The organism is Pseudomonas sp. GL_117 (assembly GCF_057835125.1).
On sequence record NZ_CM174418.1, the window covers coordinates 2,628,391 to 2,641,250 of the forward strand.

At 61.6% G+C, this 12,860-nt stretch carries 11 protein-coding genes; 2 read left to right on the top strand and 9 right to left on the bottom strand.

Features of this window, described 5'->3' with window-relative positions; translation table 11 throughout:
- Window positions 1–4: 4 nt before the first annotated feature.
- Entirely contained in the window at window positions 5–634 is a 630-nt protein-coding gene (locus tag AC3ISR_RS11830; protein WP_463983977.1) for a ribonuclease T2 family protein, read from the top strand.
- A gap of 22 nt (window positions 635–656) precedes the next feature.
- Here AC3ISR_RS11830 and AC3ISR_RS11835 read toward each other — a convergent pair whose 3' ends face one another.
- Window positions 657–1,184 (bottom strand): Rossmann-fold NAD(P)-binding domain-containing protein, encoded by a 528-nt coding sequence (locus AC3ISR_RS11835; protein WP_463983976.1) that lies wholly within the window; start codon window positions 1,182–1,184, stop codon window positions 657–659.
- Here AC3ISR_RS11835 and AC3ISR_RS11840 point away from each other — a divergent pair.
- Window positions 1,171–1,758: a LysE family translocator gene (locus tag AC3ISR_RS11840; protein ID WP_192299714.1), complete on the top strand. Its 588-nt coding sequence runs from the start codon at window positions 1,171–1,173 to the stop codon at window positions 1,756–1,758. The two genes, AC3ISR_RS11835 and AC3ISR_RS11840, sit on opposite strands and share 14 nt — an antisense overlap.
- Here AC3ISR_RS11840 and AC3ISR_RS11845 read toward each other — a convergent pair.
- The 8 genes from AC3ISR_RS11845 to gloB all read right to left on the bottom strand — a co-directional run bounded on the left by AC3ISR_RS11845 (window position 1,700) and on the right by gloB (window position 12,809).
- Window positions 1,700–2,575 carry an AraC family transcriptional regulator gene (locus AC3ISR_RS11845; protein ID WP_192299713.1) on the bottom strand — a complete coding sequence of 292 codons (876 nt, stop codon included), beginning with the start codon at window positions 2,573–2,575 and terminating at the stop codon, window positions 1,700–1,702. The genes AC3ISR_RS11840 and AC3ISR_RS11845 overlap by 59 nt on opposite strands.
- A 359-nt stretch (window positions 2,576–2,934) precedes the next feature.
- The gene (locus tag AC3ISR_RS11850) at window positions 2,935–4,536 is read right to left on the bottom strand and encodes an ABC transporter ATP-binding protein (protein WP_463983975.1); all 1,602 of its coding nucleotides are present in this window, start codon (window positions 4,534–4,536) and stop codon (window positions 2,935–2,937) included.
- 1 nt (window position 4,537) lies between these two features.
- Entirely contained in the window at window positions 4,538–5,557 is a 1,020-nt protein-coding gene (locus AC3ISR_RS11855; RefSeq protein WP_192299711.1) for an ABC transporter permease, read from the bottom strand.
- Window position 5,558: 1 nt separating this feature from the next.
- Window positions 5,559–6,632: a microcin C ABC transporter permease YejB gene (locus AC3ISR_RS11860; protein ID WP_226457213.1), complete on the bottom strand. Its 1,074-nt coding sequence runs from the start codon at window positions 6,630–6,632 to the stop codon at window positions 5,559–5,561.
- Window positions 6,633–8,465 carry an extracellular solute-binding protein gene (locus tag AC3ISR_RS11865; protein WP_192299709.1) on the bottom strand — a complete coding sequence of 611 codons (1,833 nt, stop codon included), beginning with the start codon at window positions 8,463–8,465 and terminating at the stop codon, window positions 6,633–6,635.
- Entirely contained in the window at window positions 8,462–10,291 is a 1,830-nt protein-coding gene (locus tag AC3ISR_RS11870) for an extracellular solute-binding protein (RefSeq protein WP_192299708.1), read from the bottom strand. Before AC3ISR_RS11870 ends, AC3ISR_RS11865 begins: the two co-directional genes overlap by 4 nt.
- A 236-nt stretch (window positions 10,292–10,527) precedes the next feature.
- Window positions 10,528–11,943, bottom strand: a complete 1,416-nt coding sequence (locus AC3ISR_RS11875) for a lytic transglycosylase domain-containing protein (RefSeq protein WP_192299707.1) — start codon at window positions 11,941–11,943, stop codon at window positions 10,528–10,530.
- 98 nt (window positions 11,944–12,041) lie between these two features.
- The gene (gene gloB / locus AC3ISR_RS11880; protein WP_463983974.1) at window positions 12,042–12,809 is read right to left on the bottom strand and encodes a hydroxyacylglutathione hydrolase; all 768 of its coding nucleotides are present in this window, start codon (window positions 12,807–12,809) and stop codon (window positions 12,042–12,044) included.
- Between the last annotated feature and the right edge of the window lie 51 nt (window positions 12,810–12,860).

The following is a 12,860-nucleotide window of genomic DNA, read 5'->3' on the forward strand; positions in this document are numbered from 1 at the left end:
ACCGATGAAATACTGGATGCTGTTGTGGCTGGCCATCGCCACAAGCGCAGGCGCGGCGGCGCGTAGCCAAGGCACGCCTGGGGAGTTTGATTTTTATGTGTTGTCGCTGTCGTGGTCGCCGACGTTTTGCCTGACCCACCCGGACAACGAGCAGTGTTCGGGCAAGGGCTACGGCTTTGTGTTGCACGGTTTGTGGCCGCAGTACGCGCGGGGCGGCTGGCCGGCGTCGTGTGCGCCGCAGTCGCGCTTGAGCCGCGAGGAATTGGACAAGGGCGCGGCGTTGTTTCCCACACGTGCGCTGCTCAAGCACGAATGGGCCAAGCATGGCACCTGTTCCGGGCTTGAGCCGCTGGACTACCTGGCCAAGACCGACCAGGCGCTGGGCGTGGTGGTGATTCCGCCGCAATTGCAACCGTTCAACACGCCACCGGCGTTGCCGGCCCGCGAGATCGAGGCGTTGTTTCGCGAGAGCAACCCGCGCCTGGGCAACCATGGCCTGGCGGTGATCTGCAAGGGCAAGGTGTTGTCGGAAGTGCGCGTGTGCCTGACCAAGGATCTGGCGTTCGCCGGTTGCCCGCGCAGCGTCAAAAGCCAATGCCGCGACGGCGACATCCGCATTCCGGCGCAGCGTTAAGGCAGCCCGCACATTTCCTTGATCAATGGTTGAGATACACCGGGCTGTCCGTGGACAGCGACGCCTTCACCCCGTGGCTGGTGTCGCTGACCAGCACTTCTTCACGGCCTTCGGCCAGTGCTTGCAGCGTGAGGGCGACCACTTCCTGGGGCGTGCTTTTGGGGGCCTGCACGTCGGCGACCATGTCGGTGTCGATGTAGGCGGGGTGCACGCCGATGACCAAGTCGGCGCGCGCAACGAGTACCAACTCACCGACAAGGGTCGCGCGCTGATGCCGGTGCTGGTGACGCTGGCGCAATGGGGTGAGGCCCACACTCAGCCGCAACTGCTCGGCACGCGGCTGCTGGATGCGCATTCGCTCAAGCCGCTGCGCAAGGTCGAGATCGTGTCTGAGGACGGCCGCGTGCTGGGCGTTGACGACGTCGTCACCCAAGCGCCTGCGCCGTAACGCCCCGAGGGGCATTTTGTTCAATACCTGGCGCGTGCCGCCCTTTACCGTGACGTCATCCTCACCGTCACAGAAAAAGGGAATTGCAATGAGCTTGATCATTTCCATGGCCGCCTTCGCCCTGGCCACCTCCATCACACCGGGCCCGGTCAACGTGGTGGCCCTCAGCTCCGGTGCGCGCTTTGGCTTTGCCGCCAGCCAGAAGCATGTATTCGGCGCCGCCGCAGGGTTTACCTTGTTGCTGGTGTTGATCGGCCTGGGTTTGCACGAAGTGCTGGTGCGCTGGCCGTTGCTGACCCAGTTGATCCAGTGGGGCGGGGTGGTTTTCTTGCTGTGGATGGCTTGGAAACTGGCGTGCGACGATGGCCGCCTGCAAGCCGATAACGCCGCCACCGCGCCGTCGATGCTGTACGGCGCCATTATGCAATGGCTCAACCCCAAGGCCTGGCTGGCCTGCGTGGCGGGGATGGGGTTGTTTGTGGCGGATGGCGACGCCGCTCAAGTGTGGCTGTTTGCGGCGCTGTACCTGGTGATCTGCTACCTGTCGGTGGCGTGCTGGGCGTATGCCGGGACCTTTTTGCGGCGCTACCTGGGCAACCCGCAGGGCGTGCGCGTGTTCAACCGTTCAATGGCCGCGTTGCTGGTGGCCAGTGTGGGTTATTTGCTGATGGCTTGAGCACATCGCGGTATTGCCCCGGCGTCGCCGCAAAATGCTGTTTGAACGCCCGCTGGAAATGCGCCTGGTCGGCGAAACCTGCGGCCAGGGCCACATCGGCGATCAGTTCGCCCTGACGCAGTTGCGTGCGGGCGAACTGGATACGCTGGTTGATCAGGAACGCATGGGGCGTCAACCCGTAATACTGCTTGAACGCACGGATCAGATAGGACGGCGACAGTTCGGCGGCCAGGCAGATGTCTTCCAGTTTCAAGGCGCAGGTGCAGTGCGCGCGGATGTACTCGGCGGCGCGCTCCAGCTTGTGGTTGACCTCGCGCAACGGTGCGTCGGACGGGTTCAGGCGCTGCTGCACCTCAGTGAAGAAACCCACCAGCGCGCTTTGCTTGTGCAGGTGCTCGGCCTGGGTATCCACCAGGACCCGGTACAGCTCCAACAGCCCAGCGTAGAGCGCTTCATCGCGCACGTAGGGGATGTCGAACGGCCGGTAGCCCTGGTCGGTGCTGAAGCCCAGTTGGTGCTGCAATTCGGTCAGCCAGGGCGTATCGATGTACAGCATCTGATAGGACCAGGCTTCGTTACGGATCGGATTGCACGCGTGCACATCGCCAGGGTTCATCAGTACCACCGTACCGGCGCTGATCTCGAAGGTGTCCGTGCCGTAGTGGTAATAGCTGCGCCCGCTGGTGATCGCGCCGATGGAAAAATGCTCGTGAGCGTGCCGCGCGTAGGTGACCTTGCGCCCGTCGGCGATGGTGCGCGCTTCGATAAACGCCAGCGCAGGGTCACGCCAGAAGTGCGGGGCAGTGGAAGGGGTCATGGCGGGCATTCCCTGGCGAAGAACCGTATAGGCGGACCGGCAGCGTTATACAAAATCGCGCAATGTTCAAGGCTTCAAGATTGCGCGAGTGTCATCCGGTGCAGGTCGTCGGCCCCGGGGTATTGGCTTCAGGTCAGAAGTCCCATTTGGTCGCCCGTTGCAGGCTGCGTGGCTCGCCATAGAAGCCCGTGCCGAATCGCCGCGGTTGAGGCTGTCGTTCGGGGTGGGCACGGTCAAATGTGGGAGCGGGCTTGCCCGCGATGGCGTCCTGTCAGTGCCGAATCTGTCGAATGACACACTGCAATCGCGGGCAAGCCCGCTCCCACACAAGCCAGCTGCCAAATGTTGAACCGTACGGGTCAGGCCGGTACGAGGAAGGCGGCTTCCAGCAACTGTCGGGTGTAGGGGTGTTGCGGGTCGGCGAAGATTGCCTTTGCATCGCCTTGCTCCACCACCTGGCCTTGTTTCACCACCATCAACTGATGACTCAATGCCTTCACCACCGCCAGATCATGGCTGATAAACAGGTAGGTCAGGTTGTACTTGGCCTGCAAGCTGCGCAGCAGTTCCACTACCTGGCGTTGCACCGTGCGGTCCAGCGCCGAGGTGGGTTCGTCCAGCAGGATCAACCGTGGCTTGAGCACCAGGGCGCGGGCGATGGCGATGCGTTGGCGCTGGCCGCCGGAGAACTCGTGGGGATAGCGATGCCGGGATTCCGGGTCCAGCCCGACCTCCTTGAGCGCCGCGATAATCGCCGCTTCCTGCTCGGCCGGCGTGCCCATCTTGTGAATGCGCAGGCCCTCACCGACGATCTCGCTCACGCACATACGCGGGCTCAAGCTGCCGAACGGGTCCTGGAACACCACCTGCATTTCCCGGCGCAGCGGGCGTACCTGCTGTTGGGTGAGTGAGCCCAGTTGCTGGCCTTCGAAGCGAATGCCGCCCTTGCTGGCGATCAGCCGGAGGATCGCCAGGCCAAGGGTGGATTTCCCCGAGCCGCTTTCGCCAACGATGCCCAGGGTTTGCCCTTGGGGCAGGCTGAAGTTGATGCCATCCACCGCCTTGACGTAATCCACGGTGCTGCGCAGAAAGCCTTTCTTGATCGGGAACCACACCTTGAGGTCATTCACTTCCAGCAGGGGTGGGCCGACCACATTGGTGGCCGGGCCGCCACTTGGTTCAGCCGCCAGCAATTCCTGGGTGTAGGGATGCCGGGGCGACTGGAACAGCGTTTCGCACTCGGCCTGTTCAACGATGCAACCTTTTTGCATCACGCACACGCGGTGGGCAATCCGCCGTACCAGGTTGAGGTCGTGGCTGATCAGCAGCAAGGCCATGCCCAGGCGCGCCTGCAACTCCTTGAGCAATTCCAGGATTTTCAACTGTACCGTCACATCCAGCGCAGTGGTCGGTTCATCGGCGATCAACAGCTCCGGCTCGTTGGCCAGTGCCATGGCAATCATCACCCGCTGGCGCTGGCCGCCGGACAGCTCGTGGGGCAGGGCCTTGAGGCGCTTGTGCGGTTCGGGGATGCCGACCAGCTCGAGCAACTCCAGGGTGCGCTGGGTGGCGACCTTGCCTTGCAGGCCCTTGTGCAGGCCGAGCACTTCGTTGATCTGCTTCTCGATCGAGTGCAGCGGGTTCAACGAGGTCATCGGCTCCTGGAAGATCATCGCGATGCGGTTGCCGCGAATATGCCGCAGGGATTTTTCCTTCAGGGTCAGCAGGTCTTGCCCTGCATACCCAATGGTGCCAGACGGATGCCGCGCCAGCGGGTAGGGCAGCAAGCGCAGGATCGAGTGGGCGGTCACCGATTTGCCGGAGCCGCTTTCGCCGACCAGGGCCAGGGTTTCGCCGCGCTTGATGTCGAAGCTGACGTTGTTCACCACGCAGTGAGCGTGTTCGCCGGTGACGAACTCGACGCTGAGGTCGCGGATTTCGATCAGATTGTCCTGATTCATCTCATTTCCTCGGGTCGAAGGCATCGCGAGCGGACTCGCCGATAAACACCAGCAAACTCAACATGATCGCCAGCACGGCAAACGCACTCATGCCCAGCCACGGCGCTTGCAGGTTGGATTTGCCCTGGGCCACCAGCTCGCCCAGGGACGGCGAACCGGCCGGCAAGCCGAAGCCGAGGAAGTCCAGCGCAGTCAGGGTGCCGATGGCGCCGGTGAGGATGAACGGCATGAAGGTCATGGTCGAGACCATGGCGTTGGGCAGGATATGGCGGAACATGATCGCGCCGTTCTGCATGCCCAGCGCCCTGGCTGCCCGCACGTATTCAAGGTTGCGCCCGCGCAGGAACTCGGCACGTACCACATCCACCAGGCTCATCCAGGAGAACAGCAGCATGATCCCCAGCAGCCACCAGAAGTTGGGCTGCACAAAACTGGCGAGAATGATCAGCAGGTACAGCACCGGCAACCCCGACCAGATCTCCAGGAAACGCTGCCCGGCCAGGTCGACCCAGCCACCGTAAAAGCCCTGCAAGGCCCCGGCGATCACGCCGATGATCGAGCTGAGGATGGTCAGCGTCAGGGCGAACAGCACCGACACGCGGAAGCCGTAGATCACCCGCGCCAGCACATCGCGGCCCTGGTCATCGGTGCCCAGCAGGTTGACGCTGGATGGCGGCGCCGGCGCGGGCACTTTCAGGTCGTAGTTGATGCTCTGGTAGCTGAACGGGATCGGCGCCCACAAGGTCCAGGCGTCCTTGGCCTTGAGCAGCTCCCGGATGTACGGGCTCTTGTAGTTGGCTTCCAGGGGGAACTCGCCACCAAAGGTGGTCTCCGGGTAGCGCTTGAGCGCGGGGAAGTACCAGCCGCCGTCGAAGTGCACCGCCAGCGGCTTGTCGTTGGCGATCAGTTCCGCGCCCAGGCTCAGCACGAACAGGATCAGGAACAGCCACAGCGACCACCAGCCACGCTTGTTGGCCTTGAATCGTTCGAACCGGCGGCGATTGAGGGGGGATAGGTTCATCTCAATGCTCCCGGCTGGAGAAGTCGATACGCGGATCGACCAGGGTGTAGGTGAGGTCGCCGATCAGTTTCACGATCAAGCCCAGCAGGGTGAAGATGAACAGCGTGCCGAACACCACCGGGTAGTCGCGGTTGATCGCGGCTTCAAAGCTCATCAGACCGAGGCCGTCGAGGGAGAAGATCACTTCCACCAGCAGCGAGCCGGTGAAGAAGATGCCGATGAACGCCGAAGGGAAACCGGCGATCACCAGCAGCATCGCGTTGCGGAACACGTGGCCGTAGAGCACGCGGTGGTTGGTCAGGCCCTTGGCCTTGGCGGTGACCACGTACTGCTTGTTGATCTCGTCGAGAAAGCTGTTTTTGGTCAGCAGGGTCATGGTCGCGAAGTTGCCGATCACCAGTGCAGTGATCGGCAGGGCCAGGTGCCAGAAGTAATCGAGGATCTTGCCGCCCCAGCTCAACTCGTCGAAGTTGTTGGAGGTCAGCCCGCGCAACGGGAACCAGTCGAAATAACTGCCACCGGCAAACACCACGATCAACAGGATCGCAAACAGGAACGCCGGGATCGCATAGCCGACGATGATCGCCGAGCTGGTCCACACATCGAAGTGGCTGCCGTGGCGCGTGGCCTTGGCGATCCCCAGGGGGATCGACACCAGGTACATGATCAGCGTGCTCCACAGCCCGAGGGAAATGGACACCGGCATCTTTTCCTTGATCAGGTCGATGACTTTGGCGTCACGGAAGAAACTGTCGCCGAAATCCAGGCGCGCGTAATTCTTGACCATGATCCACAAACGTTCCGGCGCCGATTTGTCGAAGCCGTACATCTTTTCGATTTCCTTGATCAGCGCCGGGTCCAGGCCCTGGGCGCCGCGGTAGCTGGAACCGGCCACGGCGACTTCGGCACCGCCACCGGCGATGCGGCTGGTGGCGCCGTCAAAGCCTTCGAGCTTGGCGATCATTTGCTCCACCGGGCCCCCGGGGGCGGCCTGGATGATGACAAAGTTGATCAGCAGGATGCCGAACAGCGTGGGGATGATCAGCAACAGGCGGCGAAAGATATAGGCCAACATTTAATCGCCTCCGCTCGCCGGATCGGCGCTCGTCTGGGGGGGAACGGGCGGTTGCACATTCGGTTTGCTCCACCATGTGGAGATACCGACGTCGTACAGCGGCGAAACCTTTGGATGACCGAGATTGTTCCAGTAGGCCACGCGGAAGGTCTTGATGTGCCAGTTGGGAATCACGTAGTAGCCAAATTGCAGCACGCGATCCAGGGACTTGGCGTGGGCGATCAGGCTGGTGCGGGTGTCGGAATCGATCAGTTGCTCCACTAACTGGTCGACGGCCGGATCTTTCAAGCCCATGTAATTGCGGCTGCCGGGCTTGTCGGCGCTGGTCGACTTCCAGAACTCGCGCTGCTCGTTACCTGGCGAGGAGGATTGCGGGAAACTGCCCACCAGCATGTCGAAGTCCCGCGAACGCAGGCGGGTGACGAATTGGGAGACGTCGACCCGGCGGATCACCAGGTCTATGCCCAAGTCCGCCAGGTTGCGCTTGAACGGCAGCAGGATGCGTTCGAATTCGGTCTGGGCCAGCAAGAACTCGATGACCACGGGTTTGCCGTTGGTGTCGACCATCTTGTCTTCTACGATCTTCCAGCCGGCTTCCTGTAACAGTTGGTAAGCCTCGCGCTGCTGCGCACGGATCATGCCGCTGCCATCGGTCTTGGCCGGTTCGAAGGCCTCGGTGAAGACTTGCGGCGGGATCTTGTCGCGCAGCGGTTCCAGGATCGCCAGCTCATCCGGGCCGGGCAGGCCGGTGGCGGCCATGTCGGAGTTTTCGAAGTAGCTGCGGGTGCGCGTATAGGCACCGTTGAACAGCTGCTTGTTGCTCCACTCGAAATCCAGCAACAGGCTGATGGCCTTGCGCACGCGCACGTCCTGGAACATTGGCTTGCGCACGTTGAATACGAAGCCCTGCATGCCGGTGGGGTTGCCGTTGGGGATCTGTTCCTTGATCAGGCGTCCTTCGGTCACGGCCGGGACGTTATAGGCGTTCGCCCAGTTCTTGGCGCTGAACTCGGCCCAGTAGTCGAATTGCCCGGCCTTGAGCGCTTCCAGTGCGACGGTGGCGTCCCGGTAATAGTCGGTGATGCGCTGGTCGAAGTTGTACAGGCCCTTGTTGATCGGCAGGTCCTTGCCCCAGTAATCCTTGACCCGCTCGTAGCGTACGGAACGCCCGGCCTTGACCTCGGCCACCTTGTAAGGACCGCTGCCCAGCGGGAATTCGAGGTTGCCCTTGGTGAAGTCGCGGGTGGCCCACCAGTGTTTCGGCAATACCGGCAATTGGCCGAGGATCAGCGGCAGTTCGCGGTTGTTGGTGCGCTTGAACTTGAACAGCACACGCAGCGGGTCTTCGGCGACCACTTCGTCGACATCGGCGTAGTAGGTGCGATAGAGCGGGGTGCCGTCCTTGATCAGGGTCTGGAAGCTGAACACCACGTCATCGGCGCGCATCGGGTGGCCGTCGTGGAAACGCGCTTCGGGACGCAGGTAGAAACGCACCCAGCTGTTGTCCGGGGCCTTTTCGATCTTGCCGGCGACCAGGCCGTATTCGGTGAACGGTTCGTCAAGGCTTTGGGTGGCGAGGGTGTCGTAGATCAGGCCGATGTTGTCGGCAGGCACGCCTTTGCTGATGAACGGGTTGAAGCTGTCAAAGCCGGCCAGGCTGGATTCCCGGAAGGTGCCGCCCTTGGGGGCGTCGGGGTTGACGTAGTCGGTGTGCTTGAAGTTTGCAGGGTATTTGGGCGGTTCATTGTAGAGCGTCAACGCATGTTGCGGGGCGGCGTGGGCCGCGCTGCAGAGCAGCAGGCCGGCGAACAGTGCAGGTCGCAAAGACATCATTGGGCTTTCTCCGAAGCTTTCAGCCACCACGCGCTCAAGCCCAGGCTGTAGGGCGGCGTGGTGACAAAGGCGAACCGGTTGCGGTACGCCAGGCGATGATAGTTGAGATACCAGTTGGGAATGCTGTAGTGCTGCCACAGCAGCACCCGGTCCAGGGCGCGGCCGGCGGCCAGTTGCGCGTCGCGGGTCTGCGCGGCCAGCAGTTGTTCCAGCAGGTGATCGACAATCGGGTTGGCGATGCCTGCGTAGTTCTTGCTGCCCTTGATCGTGGCCTGGCTGGAGTGGAAGTACTGCCACTGCTCAAGGCCCGGGCTCAAGGTCTGGTTGAGGGTGATCAGGATCATGTCGTAGTCGAATTGATCCAGGCGCTGCTTGTACTGGGCGCGATCGACGGTGCGCAGGCGCGCGTCGATGCCGATGCTGATCAGGTTCTCGACATAGGGTTGCAGGATGCGCTCCAGGTTCGGGTTGACCAGCAGGATCTCGAAGCGCAGCGGTTGCCCGTCCGCGTTGAGCAGGCGTTGGCCCGACAGCTTCCAGCCAGCCTCGCCGAGCAGGGTCAGGGCGTGGCGCATGGTGTCGCGGGGGATGCCGCGCCCGTCGGTCTGCGGCAGGCTGAACGGCTGGGTGAAGAGGTCAAGCGGCAACTGGTCGCGGTAGGGCGAGAGCAGCAGCCATTCATGCCCGATCGGTACACCCGTCGCCGAGAATTCGCTGTTGGGGTAGTAGCTCAGGGTGCGCTTGTAGGCGCTGCTGAACAGCGTGCGGTTGGTCCATTCAAAGTCGAACATCAGGCCAAGGGCTTCGCGGACCTTGGCCTGGCTGAAGGTCGGGCGCCGCGTGTTCATGAACAGGCCCTGGCTCTGGGTCGGGATCTGGTGGGCGATCTGCGCCTTGATCACCTCGCCACGGTTGACCGCCGGGAAGTTGTAGCCGGTCGCCCAGTTCTTGGCCTGGTGCTCGATATAGATGTCGAATTCGCCGGCCTTGAAGGCTTCGAAGGCCACATCGCTGTCGCGGTAGAACTCGACTTCGACCTTGTCGTAGTTATACAAACCCTGGTTGACCGGCAGGGCCTTGCCCCAATAATCCTTGACCCGTTCGAACACCAATTGCCGGCCCGGGGTGACTTTGGTCACGCGGTATGGCCCGCTGCCCAGCGGTGGCTCGAAGGTGGTGGCCTTGAAATCGCGGTCTTTCCAGTAATGCTGGGGAAGTACGGGCAACTCGCCCAGGCGCAGGATCAGCAGCGGATTGCCGGCGCGCTTGAACACGAAACGGATGCGATGGCGGTTGAGGATGTCGACCCGCGCCACCTCTTGCAGGTTGGTGCGGTATTGCGGATGGCCTTCGGTCAACAGGGTGCGATAGGAGAATGCCACGTCATAGGCGGTAATCGGGTGGCCATCGTGGAAGCGTGCTTCCGGGCGCAGGTTGAACACCACCCAACTGCGGTCTTCGCTGTATTCCACCGATTGGGCAATCAGCCCATAGCTGGAGGTGGGCTCATCGCCGGAGGGCGCGTATTGGCCGGTGCCGACCATCAACGGTTCGTTCAGCTCATTGACGCCGTATTGCAGGAAGTTGGGCGTGGAAACCGGGCTGGAACCCTTGAACGTGTAGGGGTTGAGCGTATCGAAGGTGCCAAAGGCCATGACCCGCAAGGTTCCGCCTTTCGGCGCTGCGGGGTTTACCCAATCGAAGTGGGTGAATTTGGCCGGGTATTTGAGTACGCCGAACTGCGTGTAACCGTGGCTCTCGGTAATCGTCGCGTTCGCGGCAAAGCTCAAGGCCAGACTTATTAGTAGAAGGAGGGGACGCTTCAAATCAGGGATCCGATCCAGGCAGCTTGGGCTTTATGATCGGTACAGTAACAGCTTGTTCCGGTTGGAAAAAGGTTGTTGGTAGGGCGAGCCGAGGGCTTGATCTATGTGAAAAGCATATGTGGGAGCTGGCTCGCCTGCGATGGCATCGGCACGGCACATCTGAAGCACCGAGGTGATGCCATCGCAGGCAAGCCAGCTCCCACACAAGCCAGCGTCCATATAGTCAGTAGGCGGGCTTAGCGTGGGCCTGAAACCACCAGCATCTGCCCCGGCTTCAACGCCTGGCCAGTGCGAGGGTTCCAACGCTTGAGATGTTGCATCTCGACGTTGAAGCGCTTGGCGACGATGTACAGCGAATCGCCTTTCTTGACCTTGTATTGCACCGGTTTCTTGCCGTCGGCCTTGGCCACCAGCTTGCGGGTGTCCTGCATCACCAGGGTCTGGCCGACCTTGAGCTGCTGGCCATTGAGCTTGTTCCAGCGCTGCAGGTCATGCACGTCGACCTTGTTCGCCTTCGCGATCAGCGTCAGGTTGTCGCCACTGCGTACCTTGTAGCTGCGGGTACGGCCAGCAACGCGCGCGGTCTCGACTTCGTCGAACACCTGCTTTTTCGGCCGCATTGCCAGCAACTCTTCTGGCTTCATCGTCGAAAGGGTGCTGGTGAGCAACTGCGCCTTGGAACTCGGCACCAGCAAATGCTGCGGGCCATCCAGGGTGGTGCGTTGTTTCAGCGCGGGGTTGAGCTGGAACAGTTCGTCTTCGTCGATCTCGGCCAGCGCCGCGACCCGGGACAGGTCCATGCTCTGCTTGACTTCAACCACTTCGAAGTACGGCTGGTTGGCAATCGGGTTCAGGTTCACGCCGTAGGCTTCGGGCGCCAGCACCACTTGGGACAGTGCCAGGAACTTGGGCACGTAGTCCTTGGTTTCCTGGGGCAGCGGCAGGTTCCAGTAGTCGGTCGGCAGGCCAAGTTTCTCGTTACGCTCGATGGCCCGGCTCACGGTGCCTTCGCCAGCGTTATAGGCGGCGAGTGCCAGCAGCCAGTCGCCGTTGAACATATCGTGCAGACGGGTCAGATAGTCGAGGGCGGCGGTGGTGGAGGCGGTGATGTCACGGCGGCCATCGTAGGCGCGGGTCTGGCGCAGGTTGAAGTAGCGCCCGGTGGAGGGGATGAACTGCCACAAGCCGACCGCATCGCTGCGCGAATAGGCCATTGGGTTGTAGGCACTTTCGATCACTGGCAGCAGCGCCAGCTCCAGGGGCATGTTGCGTTCTTCAAGACGTTCGACGATGTAATGAATGTAGAGGCTGCCGCGTTCCCCGGCGCTTTCCAGGAAGGATGGATTGCTGGCGAACCATAGGCGCTGTTGCTCGATGCGCGGGTTGACGCCTACGCCGTCCTGCAGTTGGAAGCCTCGTCGCATACGCTCCCAAACATCCTGGGGCACTTCGGGAGCCGGCTTTTCCGAAAGCCAGATGACGGGTTTCTGTTTGATCTTGGCGCTAAGATTTGGCTTGGGTTGCACGGTGGATTGTGCGGTGAAATTGCTTGATTGGCAGCCCGCCAGCGTGGCGGACACAGCCACCGCCACAGCTTGAGCCAGGCGGGTCAATGCGTCTGAATGGTTGGATTTACGAATAGATGACGACATTGGCTGGAAGTAAGTTCCGGGCAAAAATGTCGGGCGATTCTAGAAACCCGTTTGGTTCCGGTCAACCATTCAGAAATTACGTATCAGATTGCGTTGGCTTAGAACTTATCTTTCCAAGCCCTCAAGCTAGCAAACACCTCGGCCCCAGAGCGGTTGTCGCGCCCGTTCCGTTCGTCTGCTTTTTGTTTAACGGATGTTTCAGCGGTGCGCAGAAAAGGGTTGGTGCGTTTTTCCAGCGCCAGGTTGGAAGGCAGCGTGATCTCGCCACGAGCGCGCAATTGGCGGACGTTTTCCACCCGTTCGGCGATGTCCGCGTTGTGCGGTTCCACCGCTTGGGCAAACTTGAGGTTGCTTTGGGTGTATTCGTGGGTGCAGTACACCAATGTATCGGCGGGCAGGGCGGCCAGGCGTTCCAGAGAACTGTGCATTTGCTCCGGCGTGCCTTCGAACAGGCGCCCGCAGCCGGCGGCGAACAGGGTGTCGCCACAGAACAGTACGCCTTGGTGATAAAAGGCGATATGGCCGAGGGTGTGGCCGGGCACTGCATAAACGTCGAAGTCCCAACCCAGCGCCGTGATGCGGTCGTTATCGTGGAGGGCCACATCCCGCGCCGGGATATTTTCGTTGGCCGGGCCGTAGACCTTGGCCCCTGTAACATTTTTCAGTTGCTCGACACCACCGACATGATCATGGTGATGGTGGGTGATCAGGATGTCGCTGAGCTCCCAGCCAGGGTTGCGTTCGAGCCAGTCGAGCACGGGCGCGGCATCGCCGGGATCGACCACGGCGCAGCGTCGGCTCCGGGAGTCTTGTAACAACCAGATGTAGTTATCGGTGAAGGCGGGCAGGGCACTGATCTGTATCATTCTTCGATTCGCCAAGCTGAACACATTGGTGCATCTTAGAACGTCTAGGCG

Coding starts and splice junctions, on each gene's coding strand:
- AC3ISR_RS11830 (WP_463983977.1), top strand. CDS start 5: ATGAAATACTGGATGCTGTTGTGGCTGGCCATCGCCACAAGCGCAGGC.
- AC3ISR_RS11840 (WP_192299714.1), top strand. CDS start 1,171: ATGAGCTTGATCATTTCCATGGCCGCCTTCGCCCTGGCCACCTCCATC.
- AC3ISR_RS11835 (WP_463983976.1), bottom strand. CDS start 1,184: ATGATCAAGCTCATTGCAATTCCCTTTTTCTGTGACGGTGAGGATGAC.
- AC3ISR_RS11845 (WP_192299713.1), bottom strand. CDS start 2,575: ATGACCCCTTCCACTGCCCCGCACTTCTGGCGTGACCCTGCGCTGGCG.
- AC3ISR_RS11850 (WP_463983975.1), bottom strand. CDS start 4,536: ATGAATCAGGACAATCTGATCGAAATCCGCGACCTCAGCGTCGAGTTC.
- AC3ISR_RS11855 (WP_192299711.1), bottom strand. CDS start 5,557: ATGAACCTATCCCCCCTCAATCGCCGCCGGTTCGAACGATTCAAGGCC.
- AC3ISR_RS11860 (WP_226457213.1), bottom strand. CDS start 6,632: ATGTTGGCCTATATCTTTCGCCGCCTGTTGCTGATCATCCCCACGCTG.
- AC3ISR_RS11865 (WP_192299709.1), bottom strand. CDS start 8,465: ATGATGTCTTTGCGACCTGCACTGTTCGCCGGCCTGCTGCTCTGCAGC.
- AC3ISR_RS11875 (WP_192299707.1), bottom strand. CDS start 11,943: ATGTCGTCATCTATTCGTAAATCCAACCATTCAGACGCATTGACCCGC.
- gloB (WP_463983974.1), bottom strand. CDS start 12,809: ATGATACAGATCAGTGCCCTGCCCGCCTTCACCGATAACTACATCTGG.